At 55.2% G+C, this 19399-nt stretch carries 21 protein-coding genes; 13 read left to right on the top strand and 8 right to left on the bottom strand.

The features are described from left to right. The 4 genes from ruvB to DHf2319_RS05410 all read left to right on the top strand — a co-directional run bounded on the left by ruvB (position 1) and on the right by DHf2319_RS05410 (position 2378). Positions 1-1065, top strand: a complete 1065-nt coding sequence (ruvB, locus tag DHf2319_RS05415; protein WP_243479790.1) for a Holliday junction branch migration DNA helicase RuvB — start codon at positions 1-3, stop codon at positions 1063-1065. 288 nt (positions 1066-1353) lie between these two features. Then, positions 1354-1608: a type II toxin-antitoxin system HicA family toxin gene (locus DHf2319_RS13175; protein WP_369810225.1), complete on the top strand. Its 255-nt coding sequence runs from the start codon at positions 1354-1356 to the stop codon at positions 1606-1608. Between the two features lie 7 nt (positions 1609-1615). After that, positions 1616-2092 (top strand): type II toxin-antitoxin system HicB family antitoxin, encoded by a 477-nt coding sequence (locus DHf2319_RS13170; protein WP_369810224.1) that lies wholly within the window; start codon positions 1616-1618, stop codon positions 2090-2092. Continuing rightward, positions 2082-2378: a hypothetical protein gene (locus tag DHf2319_RS05410; protein ID WP_243479789.1), complete on the top strand. Its 297-nt coding sequence runs from the start codon at positions 2082-2084 to the stop codon at positions 2376-2378. Before DHf2319_RS13170 ends, DHf2319_RS05410 begins: the two co-directional genes overlap by 11 nt. Before the next feature lie 44 nt (positions 2379-2422). Here the strand turns inward: DHf2319_RS05410 and recQ are convergent, their stop codons facing one another. From recQ to DHf2319_RS05395, 3 genes are read right to left on the bottom strand one after another with little or no spacing between them, the layout of a single operon-like run. Further along, positions 2423-4030, bottom strand: a complete 1608-nt coding sequence (gene recQ / locus DHf2319_RS05405; protein WP_243479788.1) for a DNA helicase RecQ — start codon at positions 4028-4030, stop codon at positions 2423-2425. Positions 4031-4032: 2 nt separating this feature from the next. Continuing rightward, positions 4033-5043 (bottom strand): cytochrome d ubiquinol oxidase subunit II, encoded by a 1011-nt coding sequence (locus DHf2319_RS05400; RefSeq protein WP_243479787.1) that lies wholly within the window; start codon positions 5041-5043, stop codon positions 4033-4035. Beyond that, positions 5040-6155 carry a hypothetical protein gene (locus tag DHf2319_RS05395; protein WP_243479786.1) on the bottom strand — a complete coding sequence of 372 codons (1116 nt, stop codon included), beginning with the start codon at positions 6153-6155 and terminating at the stop codon, positions 5040-5042. The genes DHf2319_RS05400 and DHf2319_RS05395 overlap by 4 nt, the downstream gene beginning before the upstream one ends. Before the next feature lie 93 nt (positions 6156-6248). Between DHf2319_RS05395 and DHf2319_RS05390 the strand changes: the two genes are divergently transcribed. The 4 genes from DHf2319_RS05390 (at position 6249) to minE (ending at position 10057) form a co-directional block, all read left to right on the top strand. After that, positions 6249-8033 carry a glutamine--tRNA ligase/YqeY domain fusion protein gene (locus DHf2319_RS05390; protein ID WP_243479785.1) on the top strand — a complete coding sequence of 595 codons (1785 nt, stop codon included), beginning with the start codon at positions 6249-6251 and terminating at the stop codon, positions 8031-8033. Between the two features lie 41 nt (positions 8034-8074). Further along, complete coding sequence (minC, locus tag DHf2319_RS05385) at positions 8075-8866, top strand: septum site-determining protein MinC (RefSeq protein ID WP_243479784.1); 792 nt, start codon at positions 8075-8077, stop codon at positions 8864-8866. 115 nt (positions 8867-8981) lie between these two features. Then, entirely contained in the window at positions 8982-9797 is an 816-nt protein-coding gene (minD, locus tag DHf2319_RS05380) for a septum site-determining protein MinD (RefSeq protein ID WP_243479783.1), read from the top strand. Then, the gene (gene minE, locus DHf2319_RS05375) at positions 9797-10057 is read left to right on the top strand and encodes a cell division topological specificity factor MinE (RefSeq protein WP_243479782.1); all 261 of its coding nucleotides are present in this window, start codon (positions 9797-9799) and stop codon (positions 10055-10057) included. Before minD ends, minE begins: the two co-directional genes overlap by 1 nt. Before the next feature lie 117 nt (positions 10058-10174). On the opposite strand, the gene DHf2319_RS05370 is transcribed toward minE, so the two are convergent. From DHf2319_RS05370 to ettA, 4 genes are all read right to left on the bottom strand, one after another. Further along, entirely contained in the window at positions 10175-10441 is a 267-nt protein-coding gene (locus DHf2319_RS05370; RefSeq protein WP_243479781.1) for a type II toxin-antitoxin system RelE/ParE family toxin, read from the bottom strand. A gap of 4 nt (positions 10442-10445) precedes the next feature. Next, on the bottom strand, positions 10446-10694 hold the full coding sequence (locus DHf2319_RS05365; RefSeq protein ID WP_243479780.1) for a type II toxin-antitoxin system ParD family antitoxin: 249 nt from the start codon (positions 10692-10694) through the stop codon (positions 10446-10448). A 376-nt stretch (positions 10695-11070) separates the two neighbouring features. Then, complete coding sequence (locus DHf2319_RS05360) at positions 11071-11622, bottom strand: isochorismatase family protein (protein ID WP_243479779.1); 552 nt, start codon at positions 11620-11622, stop codon at positions 11071-11073. Positions 11623-11658: 36 nt separating this feature from the next. Further along, complete coding sequence (ettA, locus tag DHf2319_RS05355) at positions 11659-13332, bottom strand: energy-dependent translational throttle protein EttA (RefSeq protein WP_243479778.1); 1674 nt, start codon at positions 13330-13332, stop codon at positions 11659-11661. Positions 13333-13448: 116 nt separating this feature from the next. On the opposite strand from ettA, the gene DHf2319_RS05350 reads away from it, so the two are divergent. Next, entirely contained in the window at positions 13449-13985 is a 537-nt protein-coding gene (locus DHf2319_RS05350) for a hypothetical protein (protein WP_243479777.1), read from the top strand. A 4-nt stretch (positions 13986-13989) separates the two neighbouring features. On the opposite strand, the gene DHf2319_RS05345 is transcribed toward DHf2319_RS05350, so the two are convergent. After that, on the bottom strand, positions 13990-14790 hold the full coding sequence (locus DHf2319_RS05345; protein WP_243479776.1) for an IclR family transcriptional regulator: 801 nt from the start codon (positions 14788-14790) through the stop codon (positions 13990-13992). A gap of 125 nt (positions 14791-14915) precedes the next feature. On the opposite strand from DHf2319_RS05345, the gene DHf2319_RS05340 reads away from it, so the two are divergent. The 4 genes from DHf2319_RS05340 (at position 14916) to DHf2319_RS05325 (ending at position 19372) form a co-directional block, all read left to right on the top strand. Further along, a complete protein-coding gene (locus DHf2319_RS05340) occupies positions 14916-15860 on the top strand; it encodes a 1-phosphofructokinase family hexose kinase (protein ID WP_243479775.1) in 945 nt (314 codons plus the stop codon). A 196-nt stretch (positions 15861-16056) separates the two neighbouring features. After that, complete coding sequence (locus tag DHf2319_RS05335) at positions 16057-16809, top strand: CDP-alcohol phosphatidyltransferase family protein (protein WP_243479774.1); 753 nt, start codon at positions 16057-16059, stop codon at positions 16807-16809. Next, positions 16806-18467 carry an LTA synthase family protein gene (locus DHf2319_RS05330; RefSeq protein ID WP_243479773.1) on the top strand — a complete coding sequence of 554 codons (1662 nt, stop codon included), beginning with the start codon at positions 16806-16808 and terminating at the stop codon, positions 18465-18467. Before DHf2319_RS05335 ends, DHf2319_RS05330 begins: the two co-directional genes overlap by 4 nt. 5 nt (positions 18468-18472) lie before the next feature. After that, a complete protein-coding gene (locus tag DHf2319_RS05325; protein WP_243480018.1) occupies positions 18473-19372 on the top strand; it encodes a lysylphosphatidylglycerol synthase transmembrane domain-containing protein in 900 nt (299 codons plus the stop codon). The last annotated feature ends 27 nt before the right edge of the window (positions 19373-19399 follow it).

Raw genomic sequence — 19399 nt, 5'->3', positions numbered from 1 at the left:
ATGGCCATTCAGTCTGATCAATTTACCGGGGCAGGCCCCGCTACCCGGCTGGTGGACGCCACTAGCCAAACGCCCAACGAGGAGTCAGTTGAGCGCGCTTTGCGACCGAAAGCGCTCGAGGACTACGTGGGTCAGCAAACTGTGCGTGATCAGCTGCAGATTTTTATTCAAGCCGCGCGCGGGCGCAGTGAAGCGCTCGATCACGTTTTGCTGTTTGGCCCCCCGGGGCTCGGCAAAACCACGCTGGCTCACATCGTGGCCTACGAGATGGGGGTGAACCTGCGCCAAACCTCCGGGCCCGTGCTTGAGCGTGCTGGCGACCTTGCCGCCTTATTGACGAACCTGGAAAAAAACGACGTTCTATTTATCGACGAAATCCACCGACTCTCGCCTGTGGTCGAAGAAATTCTCTACCCGGCGCTTGAAGATTTCCAGATCGATATTCTGATTGGCGAGGGGCCAGCCGCCCGAAGCGTCAAGCTTGACTTGCAACCTTTCACGCTGGTGGGTGCAACCACCCGCGCCGGCATGCTCACCAATCCCTTGCGCGATCGGTTTGGCATCGTCTCACGACTTGATTTCTACAGCCACGACGAACTCGCCCGTATCGTCACCCGCAATGCCAAGCTGCTGCAAGCCGAGATCGAGCCTGATGGCGCCGCAGAAATCGCTCGTCGATCACGTGGTACCCCTCGAATCGCCAACCGATTGTTACGACGAGTTCGCGACTTTGCCCAAGTCAAGGGCAATGGCATCATCAGCCAAGACATCGCCGCCCAAGCATTGGGCATGCTTGAAGTCGACCCATCCGGACTAGACCTGATGGACCGTAAACTGCTCGAAGCCATCGTACACAAATTCGATGGTGGCCCGGTCGGCGTCGAAAGCCTGGCAGCAGCCATCGGTGAAGAGCGCGACACCATCGAGGATGTGATTGAGCCCTATCTCATTCAAAACGGATTTCTACAGCGTACCCCGCGTGGGCGGGTGGCCACGCAAACAACCTGGCGCCATCTGGGGCTCACGCCACCCAAGAGCGGTGCGGCCAGTGGCGAGTTGTTTTAAGCCTTAACGGATTCATTCGCTAAGGATCGCGCCGGTTACACGAAAAAAATATACCGGCGGTTAGTCCCCTGCTTGCGTGCCTGCAACATTCAGTGAGTCACCCCAACGAAACGATTAGTTTTTTGACAATCATTATAATATTGTCAACCTAATGACTGCGAATAGCTGTTTGGGCCCGTTTTTACGGGTCTAGCGCGGAATCGAAATATCCTGATTTGGACAATTCCTTCGCTCTCATTTCATAAAGTAACTAAAAATAGTTACAATTAATGGACTTGTTGCTTTACGATGTCAAAGTACCAAAAGACGCTACAAAAAATACAGCGAACACCAACACCGTCAGATGTCCGATGGAGTGATCTGGTGGCTCTTTTGGACTACTTAGGATTCGAGCTTCGCTCGGGTAAAGGATCGAGACGCAAGTTCATCCACCGCCAAACAGCAAAAACCATTATTTGCCATGAACCACATCCTCAACCCATAGTCGCAAAATGGATGCTTGAAAATATCGTGCAAATGCTTCGGGACAGTCAAATCATCTAAAACGAACATGAAAACACTCCACTACAAAAGCTACATTGGTAGCGCAGAAATAGATCTAGATACCGGAGTCTGCGTAGGAAAGCTTCTATTTATCGACGACCTTGTTACCTACCAATCCAAAGACCCGGCGAAACTAAGGTATGAGTTCGAGAACGCGGTCGACGACTACCTTGAAACATGTAAGGAAATAGGCAAGACGCCAGACAGGTCAATGTCGGGTCAATTCAATGTCCGTGTCCCTCCTAATGATCACCGTCGAGCCGCTCTAATGGCCTTAAAAACCGGCAAATCATTAAATGCGATTGTGGTGGAAGCACTGAGATCTTTCCTTGATGCCAATGAGGACCATCAAAGCCGAACCGCCCTGCAGCTAATACTTAGGTTCGTTTCGCTGAAATCAACAACGGCTACTTCAGGGTCTGGACAAAGACTGCACTGGACAACTCTTTCCAATAACAGCACGGAGGAAAATCATGTCCATTGAGAACGAAGCAGTAAATCAAAAATCAGCTCACAGCCTAGATGAGATCACGAAAATCTTGATAAAACATCATGATTATCACGATGGTTTTTTTGAAATTTACTTCGAACTTAACATGGCAGTTGGAAGCTTTGACGGCCCAGGCACAACCCCGTTACCTGGTGCAGCAGTGACTTTCGCCAAGATCGGTATCAAACGAGTGACCGATCCGGGCCCTTGTGCAGTGGACGCGTCCAAGGTTAATCCAAGCACAAAAAAAAACGTGTCAGTTAAAAAACTTAAAAAATGAAGTTTCAGCACCGCCAAGCGCTGCATTGGTTTGCCAAGCTAGGCTCAATCGGGTCGATCCATTTGACTTATCGAGTCCCGCCGCATCCAAAGCCTGCGCTCACCCTTAAACACTGGCACGCTCGCAGGTGTCATCGCCAACGTGCCGTAACCCTCATCATCGGTCACGAGCATCTGCTCAGCCATCAACCTTCTGACCACATTGCGCCAGGTCAGCACTGACCACTGCGCACCTACACCGAACACAGACAGCGAGTCATGCCCTTGCGCAACCACTCTGGTCGTGCGTTTGCCTCGCACGATATCAATCAGGTGGCCTGAGCCATAGCGCTGGCCGCGCTCACGCCAGAGCCGATAGACCGTGGACAAGACCATCTGGGCTGCTTCGGTTGCATCCCAGAGTGGTTGATCCCTTTGCAGCATTTGGCAGTTGTCACAATGCCCGCACGCATGGCTATCTTGCCCAAAGTGCGCAAGCAACTGCACCCGACGACATGTCAATGACTCAGCAAACTGCAGCATCTGATCAAACGAGGCCATCACACGTTGCGCCTGGCTGGCACTTGCTTCGGTCTCGCGGGCCAAGGTGTAGCGTTGCGCCACATCAGACAGACCGTAAGCCATCCATGCGGTCGCAGGCTGGCCATCGCGTCCTACCCGGCCAGTTTCCTGGTAGTAATGCTCAAGCGATCTGGGCATATCCACATGCGCGACAAATCGCACATCAGGCTTGTCGATGCCCATGCCAAACGCAATCGTCGCTACCATCACCAAATCGGGCTCGCTGACAAATCTGGCCTGATGCCTGGTCCGTTGCTCGCGGTCAAGCCCAGCGTGATATGGCAAAGCATTAATGCCATGGCGATTAAGCCATGAAGCAAGTGCCTGGGCGCGCGCGCGCGAGGCGGTATATACAATGCCAGATCGCCCTCGATAACGTGTGTTGATGAACGCAAGCAGTTGCGCGCGCACATCGGCCTTGTCAACAACCTCATAAAAAATGTTCGGCCTGTCAAAGCCACTGGCAAAGATGGTCGCGTGCGGCAGACGCAATCGATCGAGAATATCTTTGCGTGTGGCCGGCGTCGCCGTGGCTGTTAACGCCAGTCTAGGCACGCCAGGCCAATGATCCGCCAGAGATTCAAGCGCCAGGTACTCTGGCCGGAAATCATGCCCCCATTGCGATACACAATGTGCCTCATCAATCGCAAGGAGACTGACCTTGATGTTTTTTAGTAATTGCATCAATCGTGGCCTCACCAGTCTTTCTGGCGCTACGTACAAGAGATCCAACTCGCCAGCAGACAAAGACTGCTCTACCCCTTTGCTTTGCTCGTGAGTCAAGGTCGAATTCAAGCTTGCCGCGCGCACGCCACGTGCGCGCAAGGCTTGGACTTGATCATGCATCAAGGCAATCAAAGGAGAAACGACCACAGCGGTGCCATCCAACAGCAGCGCTGGTACTTGGTAGCAAAGCGATTTGCCACCACCGGTGGGCATTAACACCAGCGCATCGCCACCGGCCATGACGTGCTCGATCACTTGAGCTTGCTGCATGCGAAATGCCTGATGGCCAAACACACGCCCAAGTACCTTTTCAGGGGCGCTGCGAGCGCTAGACACCATTAAACCGCCATCGACAGTCTGGGTCATGTTCACTGTCTCTGTGTTCCGGATTCCACAGCCAATAAACGACGATAGTCCCAAACCTGTGCGGCCAAACCCACCACGGCGATAACACCAGCAGCCAAGGCCACCAGCGACAACGGTGCTACCGGTGCAGCCGCATCCCAAAGTGTTAATTCATCGAGCACCAGAAACGGAAAAATACTGTAGACCACACCCGCAAACATCAGGGCCAGCAACAACCAGCTTAGAAACACGGGCACGCGCAGGGATTGCGCATGGTGGTGCTCCCAGCTACGCAACAAACGATCCAGCCACACAAACGCCACCAACATGACCAGCCACCAAACGCCAGCCATCTCCAGATTATTGCCATGGGTCCATTTATAGAAAATAGCTGGATTGGCTAGTGCCAACATGAACGACAGGGCCACCATGCCGGCAGCAGTCCAGCGCGCAGCGGCGGCCGCGAGCTTGGCCAACCGGTTAGCTAACTCACCCTGAAGTTTGATCACGAGCCAACTTGCAGCCAAGAGCGCAAACGCGGCCACCATCGCCAAGCTCACCACCAAATCAAACGCCACAAATGACCAATGAAACCGTTGGCCTGTGACGTAAGCTGCCAGCACCAAGCCAAACCCCAAAGCGCCAAGCAAACTGCCCAGGCCATATAACCAGACGTGTCGTGCAAGTCGCATGGCAATGCTGCGCAACAGCGCACCGCAAACCAGCATCAAAAATGGCACGTACAAGCCTTCAATCATCACCGACCAGGCAATAGGGAACCCTGCGATTGACACGCCTAACATGATCGGCAACCAGCGCTCGTTAGCCGCCTGCCAGGGAGCAATCAAATCAAGCAACAAGGCACGCCGCTCAGCGCTGACCCAAGGCAACAGCAATCCAGTACCTAGCGCAATACCATCAAGCAGCAGCAACCCCAGTAGCAGCACCGTGACCAACAACATCAAGGCCAACGGCATCCAGAACACCGGGTCAGTGGCAGCCAGACCCATGGAAGCGGACAAAGAGTCAATCATGTTGCCTCCATCGCTGTGTTGGCTCGCGCCAGTTCATCAAGGCGATTGATGTACCGCCACAGCAGCCAAACCGCCGCGCCCAACACCATCACCACCAACACCAGACCAAACCCTAAAGCCACAAGCGGCTGCATGGATACCAGGTCCTTGACCGGCAATCCAGCTAATTGAGACAGATTGGCCTTGCCAAACAGCTGCCAATAAACGAGTAGCCACATAAGCGGTGCCGCAAACAACGAGAGTTTCAACAGACGCGCTGCGGCGACACTGGTGCGAGTGCTTGCCGCCAGCCTGCTCACCAGGCCCGCCAGCGTCAAGGCCCACAGCACAAACAACAGACGCAAGGGCCAATGACCCGACCCGCTCAGCAATGCCTCATAGAGCGTCTGGGTCGTCTGGGTGACTGGATTTAACTCGGCACCCACCGAGCGGCTCACAAGCCACATTAAGCCAAGCAGCGCGGCAATACCAAGCGCAGACAGCGCCCGCTGCCAATCGTCTGGCAGAGCCAGCACAGTCAGGCGCTCACGCGCACCAGGTGCTTGCAACCAGGCCGCCAGTAACAACACCGCCCCAAACACCGCCGCCAACAACCCCTGCATGAACCAGCGACTGTCAAACATCTGAGACCATTCAATGATCTGATAACGCCCATCCACCAGCGCCACCCCTGTTGGATCAAGCAGCCAAGCCTGAAGCAAAAGCGCCAATCCCAACGCCAGGCTCATGCCCAGGGCGGTTAGTCCATGGGCGACCGCCTTAAAGCGAGGGTGGGTACTGCGTGCAAGTCGCGCAGCCAAGACTTCAGTCAAGATGCTGATGGCCGCCAGACCCGCCACCATCGGTCCCAGCACATTACCTGTACGTTCCAGTAACGGTGGCCAGGCAATCGACAGCACCACCAGCCACAACAACCCGAGCGCTACGCCCAGGCGCGCAATCAGGGCAAACAACCCGCGCCATGCGGGCGCGGCCGAGTGCCTGACCAGACCCAAGGCCACCACCAGCCATGCCAAGGCAAGTCCGAACGAGGCACACATCTGAAATGCCAGTTGTGCGGCCACGGTCTGAGTCTGCACCAGAAGAAGTTGGATTTCTTGCATATCGCCCATAAGTGTAGACCGGACGTGGCAAAATGTGACTTTGGTTTAAACCACCCTAAAGCATACATAGCAGCAGGCTATTAATCCCAGTTACACCGCCCGATGACAGACCAACACCACGAAGCCAGTACGTCGAACTTTTTACGGCAAATCATTGATGCAGACTTGAAAGCCGACCGGTTTGGCGACAAGCGCTGGGCAGCGCCGCCCGCCACCGCACGAGAGCTCGACAAAGCACCGATCGATTCGGCTCGCATACGCACACGGTTTCCGCCTGAGCCCAATGGGTTTCTACACATCGGGCACGCCAAAAGCATCTGGGTGAACTTTGGCATGGCAGCCCATTACGGCGGGATTTGCCATTTGCGCTTTGATGACACCAACCCTGAGAAAGAGGAACAGGCCTACGTAGAAGCCATCATGGATGCGGTCAAGTGGCTGGGTTATGACTGGCAACACAGCGACCAACCGGGGGATCAATCCCACCTCTACTTTGCCAGCGACTACTTCGAGGTGATGTACCAATTCGCCTGTGCGCTCATCAATGCCAATCTGGCCTACGTGGATGAGCAAAGCGCAGACCAGATGCGCACCAATCGCGGCACATTGACCTCGCCTGGCACCAACAGCCCGTGGCGTGATCGACCGGCCCAAGCGTCGCTGCAGCGATTTGCTGAAATGCGTGCTGGCCAGCACCCAGATGGCGCGATGGCGCTGCGCGCGCGCATCGACATGGCTTCGCCCAACATCAACCTGCGCGACCCCGTGATTTACCGCATCCGCCACGCCCATCATCACCGCACGGGTGATGCCTGGTGCATTTACCCCATGTACAGCTGGGCGCACCCGGTTGAAGACGCCTTGGAAGGCATCACCCACAGCATCTGCACGCTCGAATTCGAGGATCAGCGCCCATTCTATGACTGGACCTTAAACACCCTGGCTGATTTAGGGCTGCTCAAGCGCCCGCTGCCACACCAGTATGAGTTCGCCCGGCTGAACATGAGTTATGTGGTGACCAGTAAACGCAAGCTCTTGCAACTCGTGCAAGAGGGACATGTCCAAGGGTGGGATGATCCACGCATGCCGACCATCGCGGGCTTGCGCCGTCGCGGCTATACCCCATCGTCGATTAAGTTGTTTTGTGAGAGAACGGGCGTATCAAAGGCTAACTCGCGCATCGACTACAGCGTGCTGGAACAAGCCTTCAGAGACGATCAGGATCCGGTCGCCCCCCGGGCAGTTGCGATTCTGGACCCGGTCAAGCTCGTCATCACAAACCTGCCAGCAGACCAAGTCGTGATGTGCCAGGCCCCGCGCCACCCTCACCTGCCCGAATTGGGCCAGCGAGAGTTTGCCTTCACGCGTGAACTGTGGATCGAACGCGAAGATTTCATGGAAGAACCGGCCAAGAAATACTTCCGCCTGTACCCGGGCAACCAAGTGCGGCTGAAGTACGCCTTCGTGGTGACGTGTACGGGGTGCATCAAAGACGAGCATGGCCGTGTCACTGAAGTACATGCCGAGTATCTGCCCGACACCCGCAGTGGCACGCCCGGGGCTGATGCCGTCAAAGTCAAAGGCACGGTGACCTGGGTTAGTGCCACGCACGCGATTGCCGCTCAAATCCGACTTTATGACCGACTCTTTACTGAAGCCTATCCGGATGCCGGCGACGGTGATTTTCTGGATCACTTAAATCCAGATTCGGTTAAAACGGTCAATGGCTGGCTCGAGCCTGGGATTGACTTGAACACGGCCGTCTGGCAGTTTGAACGGCTCGGTTACTTCGCCCCAGACGCCAAAGCCAGTGAAAACGGGTTACCGGTGATTAACCGCGTGACTACCCTGAAAGACACCTGGGCTGCACAAGCCAACAAAACCTGAATCACAACACACTCCTCTGAACAGATACAGTCAAGTAACCGATGAACACCAATACTGCCGCCCTGGAATTTAAAAGTGCCACGCTCTACGCCCTAAGAGCCGTGCTGCACAGTGATCACACCGAGACCATTATTGAGTCACTGAATCAGCGCATGGCGGATGCTGGTAGCTTTTTTGCCGGGGAATCAGTGGTCATTGATGCCAGCAGCCTGCAAACGTCACCAAACTGGGACGATCTATTGGAAGCGTTTTCAAACCACGGATTGCCCGTCATTGGTATCGTGGCAGCCGGTGATGTGGCGCAAAGCGCACTGGAACACGGCCTAGCCAATGTGGAACTCTCAAATGCCACTCAGAAGACGGTCAGTGCCCCGCAGGCCGCAGTCGAAGTGGCCGAGCCCGTAGAAAAACCCACACCCGTGCCCAAGGCCAACACGGCAGCCGCAGAGCCTGCGAAAGACGCCGCCCCTGTTGCTGCCCCGCCGGCACCGGCTGGCTCACCCACGATGGTGATCGAAGGCCCATTGCGCTCGGGGCAACGCGTATACGCACGCGATGCGGACCTGGTGGTCATGGGGGTAGTCAGCCAAGGTGCTGAAGTGATTGCTGATGGCAACATTCACGTCTACGGTCCGCTGCGCGGCAAAGCCATGGCGGGTGCACGTGGAGATTCGCAGGCAAGGATTTTTACGACCAGTCTGGATGCCGAGCTGGTGGCCGTGGCTGGCGTTTACCGCGTGATTGACTCAGCCCTGCCCTCAATACTGGGCAAGAAACCAGCCATGGTGTTTTTAAAGGACCAGGCTTTGCGCCTTGAACCCTTAGGTGACTGAATTCAGCCATAATAGAGGTCAATGTCAATAGCAACTAACCGAAACGTTGCTGTTAACGACGAATGAATGTTTGATGTAATTATTTTTTAATTTGACACGTAAGGGTGTGCTCGCGATGACTCGAATCGTAGTGGTGACTTCAGGTAAAGGTGGCGTAGGCAAGACCACCACCAGCGCCAGTTTCTCTTCAGGCCTGGCCATGCGCGGCTTTAAAACAGCTGTGATTGACTTTGATGTCGGCTTGCGTAACCTTGACCTCATCATGGGCTGCGAGCGCCGTGTGGTATACGATTTTGTGAACGTCATTCAAGGTGAAGCCACTTTGAATCAGGCGCTGATCAAAGACAAGAACCTCGAGAATCTCTTTATCTTGCCAGCTTCGCAGACACGTGACAAAGACGCACTGTCGCAAGAAGGTGTGGAAAAAGTTATCAATGACTTAAAAGGCATGGGGTTTGACTACATTGTCTGCGACTCGCCCGCGGGCATTGAAACCGGCGCGCTCTTAGCAGCCTACTTCGCTGACGATGCGATCGTGGTCACCAACCCCGAAGTCTCGTCAGTGCGCGATTCGGATCGTATTCTTGGCATTCTTGCCTCCAAGTCCAAGCGCGCAGTTGAGGGTTTAGAGCCTGTGCAAGAGTTCTTGCTGCTCACACGGTACAACCCCAAGCGTGTCGAGGAAGGCGAAATGTTGTCTTTGAAAGACATCGAAGACATCTTACGGATCAAACTGATTGGCGTGATTCCTGAATCCGAGTCTGTATTGCAGGCATCGAACCAAGGCTTGCCCGCGATTCACCTGAAAGGCTCCGATGTGGCTGAAGCCTACTCTGACGTCGTGGATCGCTATCTCGGTCAAGAAAAACCGCTGCGCTTCGTGGAATACAACAAGCCAGGGTTGTTCAAGCGTCTGCTAGGAGGCAAGTGATGTCGTTTTTGTCTTTCCTTCTAGGCCAGAAAAAAACCTCGGCCTCGGTAGCCAAGGAACGCCTGCAAATCATTCTGGCGCACGAACGCACAGGCGGCAGCGAAGCCACGCCCGACTATCTGCCTCAGCTGCAGCAAGAACTCGTGGCGGTGATATCCAAATACGTGAAGGTCGATCCCAACGACATTAAGGTCAATCTCGAACGGCAGGATTCACTTGAGGTGCTCGAGGTGAAAATCGAGATACAGCAGGATCAGTGATTCGATCTGAGCCAGTTAAAAAGCCCCGCAAGGGGCTTTTTAACTGGTGCTCACGAAGTTATCGCAATCAAATCCTGAGCATCGCCGCTACTCAAGACCAAACATTGGTCCGATATCTCATGCTGAATGAATCACTCGGACTACGTCTACGCCATCATTTAACGGGACGTAAAAGATGACGTACCGGCCAAAGGGATAGCTACGCAAGTTTTCATACAAATCCTCGCGAGCGCGCCCCATTAAGGGTTGCGTGGCCAATAATTGCAATCTGTCTTCCAAATGGTCAATCCAGGCATCTGCCTGCGCAATGCTCTGCTCTGCGATGAAATTCCATATGTCCGTCACGTCTACGCCAGCAAGTGGCCTATATACAACTCGAGCCACCGTATCACTTACCTTGGCGTGCGGCGCGCGCGTTACGCTTAATCTGTTCAGAATCCCAAGCCGTGGAGGTGCCGCTAGCAATGCCAGCTTGAATATCTTGCCGTAGTTGTTGGAGTTTTGCCGCTTGCAAATTGTCCTGCTGCTCCATAAGCCGAAGAGCTTCACGCAGTACTTCGCTAGCCGACGTATAAAGGCCCGACTCAACTTTCTGTCGAACCATGCGTTCGAGGTACGGAGTAAGGTTTATGTTCATGCCCACCGGGAGACTCCTAACACTTGAAATATGCATTGTTACCACCTCATTGTATCCATATATGTCAAAGTCTGATATTTTTTGGCATCCGCGGGATGGAATTTCGACCGTGTTTGGGTCGATTCTGAGCACTAGAACTCACTCGGGGCACTTGAGATCAAGATCGAAACACAGCAAGTTGAATGACTCGATCTGAGCCTGTAAAAAACCCAAAAAAGGGGCTTTTTTATTGACTACGGATGTTTCTCGCGGTCGCGCACACACCACCCCTTGTCTACCGATTAACCTCACTACACGTTTTGTATGCGTGATCCACGAACGAACCGTACCAGACCACTCAAACCCAAGCAGGAATCTTGACACCCAGGCTACAAACTCACCCATCCTTGGATTTGATCACCGCCAACACGTCCCGAAACTTCGGGTGATCAGCGTGCACCAGCCACTCGAACATCACCATCTCGGATGACACCAATTCAGCACCAGCATTGGCCAGTCGACCCAGCCCAAGCACACGATCCTCATCGTGACGTGAGCCGCAGGCATCAGAGGCCATCCAGACCTCTCGCCCGCTTTGCAACACCCCAAGCGCGGTTTGCATCACACACACATGCGCTTCAGCACCGCATACCACGACTTGTGATCGGCCGGGCGGCATGAACGCTTCAAAATGATCTTCTTTCGTGCCGTCAAAGTGAGTCTTGTTGCAAACGGCTTGAAGGTCGCTTAGCAAGGGCTCGACGGTGTGGCCGAGCTTGTCGGCCAGGTGTTCAGTGGCCAGCACCGGGATGTTTAGCAGCTTGGCCGCATCGGCCAGACGTTTAGCCGCCGCAATACGAAGATCGCCCTGGTCAATGACCGGCATCAACGAGGCCTGCATGTCAACGATCAGTAAAACCGAGTGTGCTGCTGACAGGCGTCGGATCATGACGGTCTCCTTTGCTTATTTGCTTTTGCCGGTTCCCTACTTCAAGGCCTTGTAGCGAATGCGCTTGGGCGCGGCACCCGCTTCACCCAAGCGGCGCTTCTTGTCAGCTTCGTATTCCTGGTAGTTGCCATCAAAGAACACGACTTGCGAGTCGCCTTCAAACGCCAGAATATGAGTCGCAATGCGATCGAGGAACCAGCGGTCGTGGCTAATGACCATCACACTACCGGCAAACTCAAGCAATGCGTCTTCCAATGCACGCAAGGTTTCAACATCCAGGTCGTTTGACGGTTCGTCAAGCATCAAGAGGTTGCCGCCTTCCAGAAGCGTCTTGGCCAAATGCAGGCGGCCACGTTCACCACCAGACAACTGGCCAACTTGCTTGCTTTGGTCCGTGCCCTTGAAGTTAAAGCGACCCAGGTAGGCACGGGCAGGCATCTCAAAGCGGCCCACCGTCAAAAGGTCTGCGCCATCTGAGATCGCTTCAAACACAGATTTGCCATTGGGCAAAGCATCGCGTGACTGATCAACAAACGCGAGCTTGACGGTCTGACCAATGACCACTTCCCCGTTATCGGGCTGCTCTTGACCAGAGATCATGCGAAATAGCGTCGACTTACCCGCGCCGTTAGGACCAATAATGCCCACGATCGCGCCAGCGGGCACTTTGAAGCTCAAGTTGTCAATCAAAAGACGATCACCAAACGCCTTGGAGACGTTTTTGAACTCCACCACTTCGTTGCCCAAACGCTCCGCTACAGGGATGAAGATTTCTGAAGTTTCGTTGCGCTTTTGATATTCGTGCGAGGAGAGTTCTTCAAAGCGTGACATACGCGCCTTGGCCTTGGCCTGACGACCTTTGGGATTCTGGCGCACCCACTCCAGTTCCTTGCGGATGGTCTTTTGTCGTGCTGATTCAGTGGCTTCTTCCTGCTTTAAGCGATCTTCCTTTTGTTCGAGCCAGGAACTGTAGTTGCCTTTCCAGGGAATGCCGTGGCCGCGATCCAATTCCAGAATCCACTGTGCTGCATTGTCCAGAAAGTAGCGGTCGTGAGTCACAGCGACCACCGTGCCTGGAAACTTCTGCAGGAATTGCTCAAGCCAATCAACACTTTCAGCATCAAGGTGGTTGGTGGGCTCATCGAGCAGCAGCATATCGGGCTTTGCCAACAGCAAACGGCACAAGGCCACACGCCGTTTCTCACCACCGGAGAGATTGCCGATCTTGGCGTCCCAGGGGGGCAAGCGTAACGCATCAGCCGCGATTTCCATCTGAGCCTCGATGTCGTCTGAACCAGACGACGCTGCAGCGGCAATGACGGCTTCAAGCTCGGCCTGCTCAGCTGCCAACGCATCAAAATCTGCATCGGGCTCAGCATACGCTGCATAGACCTCGTCTAGCCGCTTGCGCGCGGCAGTTACCGCCCCCAAGCCTTCTTCAACCGATTCACGCACGCTGTGATCGGGGTTTAGTTGCGGCTCTTGAGGCAAGTACCCAATATCCAGACCAGGCATGGGAGTCGCCTCGCCTTCGATCTCCTTGTCGATGCCGGCCATGATCTTGAGCAAGGTCGATTTACCGGCACCATTTAGTCCGAGCACGCCTATTTTGGCGCCAGGAAAAAAAGACAAAGAGATGTCACGCAGGATTTGCTTCTTGGGTGGCACGATCTTGCCTACCCGGTTCATCGTAAAAACGTATTGAGCCATGAGTGATAAGTGTGTTGCAATGTAAGTAATACAACATTGTAGGTGCAATCCATAACCACCGTGTGGATTGCCACAGTAATCACAACTTAAAACCGTCTGAAGACAGCCTGCTCATCATGACCACTGCAAAACCCGAACTTGCGTTCACCGATCCCGAGCTTGCCATGCTGGGCAAGACTGCCGATGCGCTAACGGCCTACATGGGCACAGCCATTCTGGCTGAGGTCGGTGAGACAGAGGGCGCGCAGTGGGTCATCTTTGCCAGAGCACTGGATCAGGACGAAGACGTCGGCGAGGACATCGTGCGTGTGCAAATGGGCGGACCTGGCACACAGGTGCTCGGTCAGCGCGGTGGTCTTGAGGCAGACAAAGTCGCTTACGACTGCGCCTTTCTCTGGGCCATTGAAATCACCCCTGACCACGACGAGCGGTTTGTGCGACTTGACCCCGAGGGCGAGGTATTTGATGTCGCCCCGGAACTGGCCATGTTATTGCCTTTTGCGCTCGAGGAGCCAGAACTGCCAGAGGACATCGATGATGATGCAAGCAACCCGAACTTTGAGGGCGTGGGGCATGATGCAAATACCTCTACAAAACTAGACGGCATTGACGGCCTCGATGATTTAGATCCTCTGAACGCCACCAAGCACTAAGTCCTCAAACAGCAAGTTTGGCCAGCCTCAGCAAGATCGCATCTCGCAAACGCACAAGCGCGGGCGAGAGCACCTGCGCCACGCGGGTAAGACTGTCGTCGGTATATAGACTCATATTGAGCAAGTGCACCGGTTCGTTGACGATTTCAAGTGGCGCGGCGATCGACACCACGCCAGGCTGCCAAGCCACCGCACAATAGCCTTGTTCTTGGGTAGTTTGCATATCAGAGATGATTTGCAGATAGAGTTTGTCCCAATCGCGCCGATGGCGCCGCTTCAGTATGGCCAACGTATGTGACAGTGTTTTTTGATCCAGCGTACTGAGATACGCCCGCCCAAGCGCGGTGAGCGCCACCGGAACCCGCTGACCGACCACCACTTTACGCAAACTCGCCTTGGGGCCAAAGGGCAGATTCTCAAGATAAATCATATCGTCATGATCGGCCACCGCCAGCCCCACATTGACTCGCATCTGTCGACCCACTGTCTGCATCAGCGGCAATGCCTCTTTCAGTATCAGCGAGCCACTGAGCATCACGTGCGACATGCCCACCACGGTCGCGCTTAACCGATAGCCGCCCAGCTTTGCATCATGCAACAAAAATCCCGCACGAACCAGGGTGCCGGTTAACCGACTCACCGTTGAGCGAGGCAGTCCGGTGCGCTCGGCAATCTCGCTGTTGGTTAAAGCGCTAAGGCCAGGCTTGAAAGCCCGCAAGATCTCCAAACCACGCGCAAGCGACCGATTGTCTGAAGCCTGACTTGGCGCAAACGTCACTACTGCCCCCACCGACAAAAGCGTCATGATAGAGCCAACTTAGTTTGAAAGGTGGCGACTAACCGCTATGATCAAGCAAGCCAAAGCCACAAAAACCCGAATTCATTTTGAATTCATTTCACTATCTTCCAAGTCAATAAAATCTCTTGCCTATGCCTGCCAATGTCCTGACTGTGACGCTGAACCCAACGCTTGATGTGAGTACCTCGGTGGCCAGACTCATCGACCATGCCAAGCTGCGTTGCACGCCCGAGCTTGAACAAGTCGGCGGTGGTGGCATTAACGTTGCGCATGTGATTCATTCTCTAGGCGGCAGCTGTCAGGCCATGCTGCCGGTTGGCGGCAGTCGTGGCCAAGACATCCTCGCACGACTCGCTGCCAGCGGTCTTGACTGCGTGACAGCCGCCATTGAACAACAAAACCGGCAATGCTTTACCGTCTACGAGTCCGAGACGGGTCATGAGTATCGATTCGTGTTGCCCGGGCCAAGTCTGTCGCCCGCCGAACAAGATGCGTGCATCGCGGCGATCTGTGAGCACTTGCCCTCTGATTACCTGGTGCTTTCAGGCAGCCTGCCCCCGGGTGTGCCAGATGACTTTTACGCCAGCATTATTGGCGCCGCCCGCCGCATCGCCCCCGAACTTCGGGTCGTGGTTGACACCAGTGGCGCACCTCTAAAACATGCGCTTGGCGCGGGCGTGTTCATGATTAAACCCAGTCAAGAAGAATTCTGTGCTTTGACGGATCAAACATTCTCCGACCCGCTAGACGGTGTATCGGTATGCCAAGCGTTGATTGCTCAGGTTCAGGCGCAAGTCATCGCATTGACTTTGGGTGCACGAGGCGCGTTGCTCGTCACCGCCCAAGACGCTTGGCGAATCGAGCCACTGCCAGTAAAAGTCACCAGTACCGTGGGTGCGGGAGACAGCTTTGTGGGGGGATTCGTCTGGTCCTTGACACAAAACCCGGACTGGATACGGGCGGCCCAAATCGGCACCGCCGCAGCGACAGCGGCACTGCAGACCCAGGGCGAACTGCGATTTGATAGCCATGCGATCTTGAAAGCCAGTCAGGACGTGGTGATACTGCCGTGCTGACTAAGCTGCGAGACGCAAACGCAAGTCTCGTCATCACCCAGAAAAAATCTTATCCAAATAGATAGGCACACAGTTGTTAGTGACTATTCATCTGCCTGTCAAAGTCCCTCTATACTGACACTATTCTTAGGGCACCTGGCGCCACGGTGACTCAACACCACAGGTTCATTGCGCCATCAGAGAGGGACAAGACATCATGTCAACACTCAAGCTCTACCTGAACCGCTATCGCCAACTCGGACTGCACCATCCGGCAGCGCTCGAAGCGCTGTTGTTGTGGGCCGCCATCGTCGGGGCGAGCCTTGCTGCCTTACCCCAAGCGATTGACACCTGGCAGCATGCTGGCGCGCTGCTTGCACTTTCGCTGTTGTTGGCCATGGGCGTTTTGCTGCTGGTATTTCTAGGACGACATTACCCGCATCGTCACTTTGGCTGGTGCAATACCGTGACGTTGTTACGCGCAGCCGCAGTTTGCTGGCTGGCGGGGTTGTGGTTTGCGAGCCCCGATGCCTGGCAAGGTACGCTGGCCTGGGGTGCCTCGATCGCCGGCTTGCTCCTGTTGGCGCTAGATGGCGTAGACGGATGGCTTGCTCGGCGCTACGGCAACAGTTCAAGTTTTGGGGCGAGGTTTGACATGGAGGTCGATTCCTTGCTTGCGCTTGTGTTGGCTCTCTTGGTCTGGCAAACCGGGAAAGTGGGTGCATGGGTGGTACTGCTGGGCCTGTTTCGACCCATCTTTATTCTGGCTGGCTGGCAGTGGCGCAAGCTCGCCGGTGATCTGCCCGAATCATTTGCGCGCAAGGTGATCTGCGTTATTCAAGTGGCAGCGCTGGCCATCATGTTGGCACCCGTGACCACACCCGAGGTCGCGGTGGGGCTTGCGGCCATCACAATGGCACTACTGACCTGGTCATTTGGACGTGACACGCTGTGGTTATTGCGTCAATGACCAACACTGGCTCCCAACTAAAAAGCAGCAATCAAACCGTTGGGCTCATCACAGGCGCTGCGCTGTTATACCTGTTGTTGATTGTGCCCAATCACCCGATTGCACCTGAATTGCTGACAATCTGGATGGCGCCACTGGAGTTGCCGGTAATTTTGCTGGGCTTGTTGTTGCTGCCAGCCACTAGCGCACTTGGAAAATTGACACATCTGGGCTTGGTGATCGCACTCATACTCGTCACGGTGTTCAAGCTGGCTGACTTTGCCACTTACCTGGCGTTTAACCGACCGTTTAATCTGGTGATCGACTGGAACTTGGTCATCGCAGGATGGCACACGCTGGCCGAGTCGATCGGCTATGGCTTAGCACTTGTCACGCTGCTGGGCACGCTGATCGCCATCGGCTTACTGGCCTGGGTATTGTGGCTAGCCACCGGCCTGTGGCTCAAGCTTCAACCCAGCCCTCGGCTAGCCAAACTCTCTGTGGCGGGGTTGCTGATATCAACCACGATGGCGGGTGCACATGCGGGTCATGTTGCCGGCCATTGGCAATTCGCTAACCCACCGCCGGGTGATACCTCGACCATGCGCGTGGCCTGGCGCTATGTGCACGAGCCAGTGGCCACTCTGCGCAGCCTTCGCGAGTTCGAGAACCTAGCCGATGGTGCAACCCCTTTGCATGACACCGGGCTACTACAAAAGCTTAAAGGCTACGACGTGGTTCTTATCTACGTTGAGAGCTACGGTCGATCAAGTTTTGATAACCCAATGTATGCCGCCACCCACACCACTACCCTGCAGCAAGCTCAACAACAACTCAGTGCCCAAGGGCTGGCGATGCGCTCAGGCTGGCTGACAGCCCCCATGGTGGGTGGCCAAAGCTGGTTGACCCACAGCACAATGGCCAGTGGCTTGTGGGTCAGTGACCAGGGGCGTTACCGGGCACTGATTAAAAGTGGCCGCAGCACCTTGTTTGATGATGCCAAAGCCGCAGGCTTTAGGACTGTGGCGATCATGCCTGCGATTCGCCTAGCTTGGCCAGAAGGTGATTACTTCGGGTTTGATGCCATCTACCCAAGCGATGCCTTGGGCTATGGGGGACTGCCGTTTAACTGGGTGACGATGCCCGATCAGTTCGCCTTGGCTGCGTTGGATCGGCTCGAACGCAACCGTCAAACCAACCCCAAGCCGAACTTATTCGTGCAAGTGGCACTGAGTTCAAGCCATGCACCATTTACCCCCATACCCAAACTGCTGCCATGGGATGCGTTAGGTGACGGCAGTGTCTTTAACACCATGGGACAAGCCGGTGATTCGCCGCAAACGATCTGGTCTGACACCGATCGTGTGCGTGAACAGTTCAAGCTTGCAGTGGACTACAGCTTGCAAACCGTGTTTGACTACATCGCCCATCACACACAGAACAACCTGCAGAGGCGACAGCTCATCATCGTGCTCGGCGATCATGAGCCGGCACGCTTTATCTCTGGCGTCGATGGTCAGGATGTCGCCATGCATGTGATTGGCCCACCGGAATTGCTCTCCGAGATCGACACCTGGGACCTCACCGCAGGGCTGATTCCGGCAGTCAATCTACCGGCTTGGCGCATGGATGAGTTTCGTACCCGCTTTGTAGAGGCTTTCAGTGTGGGCAATCCGTGACTCGTATGCGAGTTGCTCAAAGCCTGCGGGCACTCACCTATCTGCTGGCATCAGCGATTCTGTTGTGGCTGGTGTGGCGGTGGTTTGATGGCGAGCAAGCTTGGCGAAGACTTCAGAGCGCACACATCGGATGGCTTGTCACCGCATGGCTTTTCTTGACCCTACAGACCATTGCATCAGCGCTACGTTGGCAATTGACCTGCAAGCAGCTTGGTGTACCGATGGCCAAGTCGATCGCCATCGGTCAGTACTACGTATCAATGTTGTGCAACTTTACCTTGCCAGGTGGCGTACTCGGTGATGCCGGGCGAGCCTGGCATCACCGGCAGGCAGCCGGCTTGGCGGCCTCTGCGGCAGCAGTCATACTCGAACGCCTTGCTGGTCAGCTGGCAATGATCGTGACGCTCGTCTTGGCGCTGGCCTGGCAACTGCGTGCCACGGTTGCGTCACACACGATGTGGTGGCTTGGCGTCGCAGTGATGAGCGCCTTCATCGTTTTCTTAGGCAGGCGTCTGCCTGGTCCTGCGTGGTTGACACGCCTGACAAGCTGGATACACCAAGCCTGGTTCGCCAAAGAGGCACGTGCGCCACAGTTAGGCTGGACGGTGTTTATTCTGGTGGCAAGCCTCATGTCGTTTTACGCCTGTGCCCAAGCAGTGGGGGTTGAACTATCGGGCAACATGGCCTTGTTGGTGCTGCCAGCCACACTGCTGGTGATGGCGCTGCCAGTATCCGTGGCTGGCTGGGGCGTGCGCGAGGCGGGCGCTGCGCTGATTTGGCCACTGGCAGGCGTGGCCAGCGATGCGGCTGTGGCGGCGAGCATCGCTTATGGTCTTGTAGCCACGATCTCGGTGCTGCCCGGCCTGCTGTGGGTTAGACCCAAACTTTCACCGCAACCCCACTGAGTAGTCCACCGGATAGCTCACTAGATA

Source organism: Orrella daihaiensis, from assembly GCF_022811525.1.
Classification (GTDB): Bacteria; Pseudomonadota; Gammaproteobacteria; order Burkholderiales; family Burkholderiaceae_B; genus Algicoccus; species Algicoccus daihaiensis.
The sequence above is the reverse complement of the archived record's forward strand: the minus strand, read 5'-3'. Positions and strand labels throughout refer to the sequence as shown.

Excerpts from the sequence above, each read along its gene's own strand:
- ettA (WP_243479778.1), bottom strand. The coding sequence starts at position 13,332 with ATGGCTCAATACGTTTTTACGATGAACCGGGTAGGCAAGATCGTGCCA.
- DHf2319_RS05340 (WP_243479775.1), top strand. The coding sequence starts at position 14,916 with ATGCCTGCCAATGTCCTGACTGTGACGCTGAACCCAACGCTTGATGTG.
- minE (WP_243479782.1), top strand. The coding sequence starts at position 9,797 with ATGTCGTTTTTGTCTTTCCTTCTAGGCCAGAAAAAAACCTCGGCCTCG.
- recQ (WP_243479788.1), bottom strand. The coding sequence starts at position 4,030 with ATGACCCAGACTGTCGATGGCGGTTTAATGGTGTCTAGCGCTCGCAGC.
- DHf2319_RS13170 (WP_369810224.1), top strand. The coding sequence starts at position 1,616 with ATGAAAACACTCCACTACAAAAGCTACATTGGTAGCGCAGAAATAGAT.
- DHf2319_RS05330 (WP_243479773.1), top strand. The coding sequence starts at position 16,806 with ATGACCAACACTGGCTCCCAACTAAAAAGCAGCAATCAAACCGTTGGG.
- DHf2319_RS05410 (WP_243479789.1), top strand. The coding sequence starts at position 2,082 with ATGTCCATTGAGAACGAAGCAGTAAATCAAAAATCAGCTCACAGCCTA.
- minD (WP_243479783.1), top strand. The coding sequence starts at position 8,982 with ATGACTCGAATCGTAGTGGTGACTTCAGGTAAAGGTGGCGTAGGCAAG.
- DHf2319_RS05335 (WP_243479774.1), top strand. The coding sequence starts at position 16,057 with ATGTCAACACTCAAGCTCTACCTGAACCGCTATCGCCAACTCGGACTG.
- ruvB (WP_243479790.1), top strand. The coding sequence starts at position 1 with ATGGCCATTCAGTCTGATCAATTTACCGGGGCAGGCCCCGCTACCCGG.
- DHf2319_RS05325 (WP_243480018.1), top strand. The coding sequence starts at position 18,473 with ATGCGAGTTGCTCAAAGCCTGCGGGCACTCACCTATCTGCTGGCATCA.
- DHf2319_RS05390 (WP_243479785.1), top strand. The coding sequence starts at position 6,249 with ATGACAGACCAACACCACGAAGCCAGTACGTCGAACTTTTTACGGCAA.
- DHf2319_RS05350 (WP_243479777.1), top strand. The coding sequence starts at position 13,449 with ATGACCACTGCAAAACCCGAACTTGCGTTCACCGATCCCGAGCTTGCC.
- DHf2319_RS05345 (WP_243479776.1), bottom strand. The coding sequence starts at position 14,790 with ATGACGCTTTTGTCGGTGGGGGCAGTAGTGACGTTTGCGCCAAGTCAG.
- DHf2319_RS05395 (WP_243479786.1), bottom strand. The coding sequence starts at position 6,155 with ATGGGCGATATGCAAGAAATCCAACTTCTTCTGGTGCAGACTCAGACC.
- DHf2319_RS13175 (WP_369810225.1), top strand. The coding sequence starts at position 1,354 with ATGTCAAAGTACCAAAAGACGCTACAAAAAATACAGCGAACACCAACA.
- DHf2319_RS05400 (WP_243479787.1), bottom strand. The coding sequence starts at position 5,043 with ATGATTGACTCTTTGTCCGCTTCCATGGGTCTGGCTGCCACTGACCCG.
- minC (WP_243479784.1), top strand. The coding sequence starts at position 8,075 with ATGAACACCAATACTGCCGCCCTGGAATTTAAAAGTGCCACGCTCTAC.
- DHf2319_RS05360 (WP_243479779.1), bottom strand. The coding sequence starts at position 11,622 with ATGATCCGACGCCTGTCAGCAGCACACTCGGTTTTACTGATCGTTGAC.
- DHf2319_RS05365 (WP_243479780.1), bottom strand. The coding sequence starts at position 10,694 with ATGAACATAAACCTTACTCCGTACCTCGAACGCATGGTTCGACAGAAA.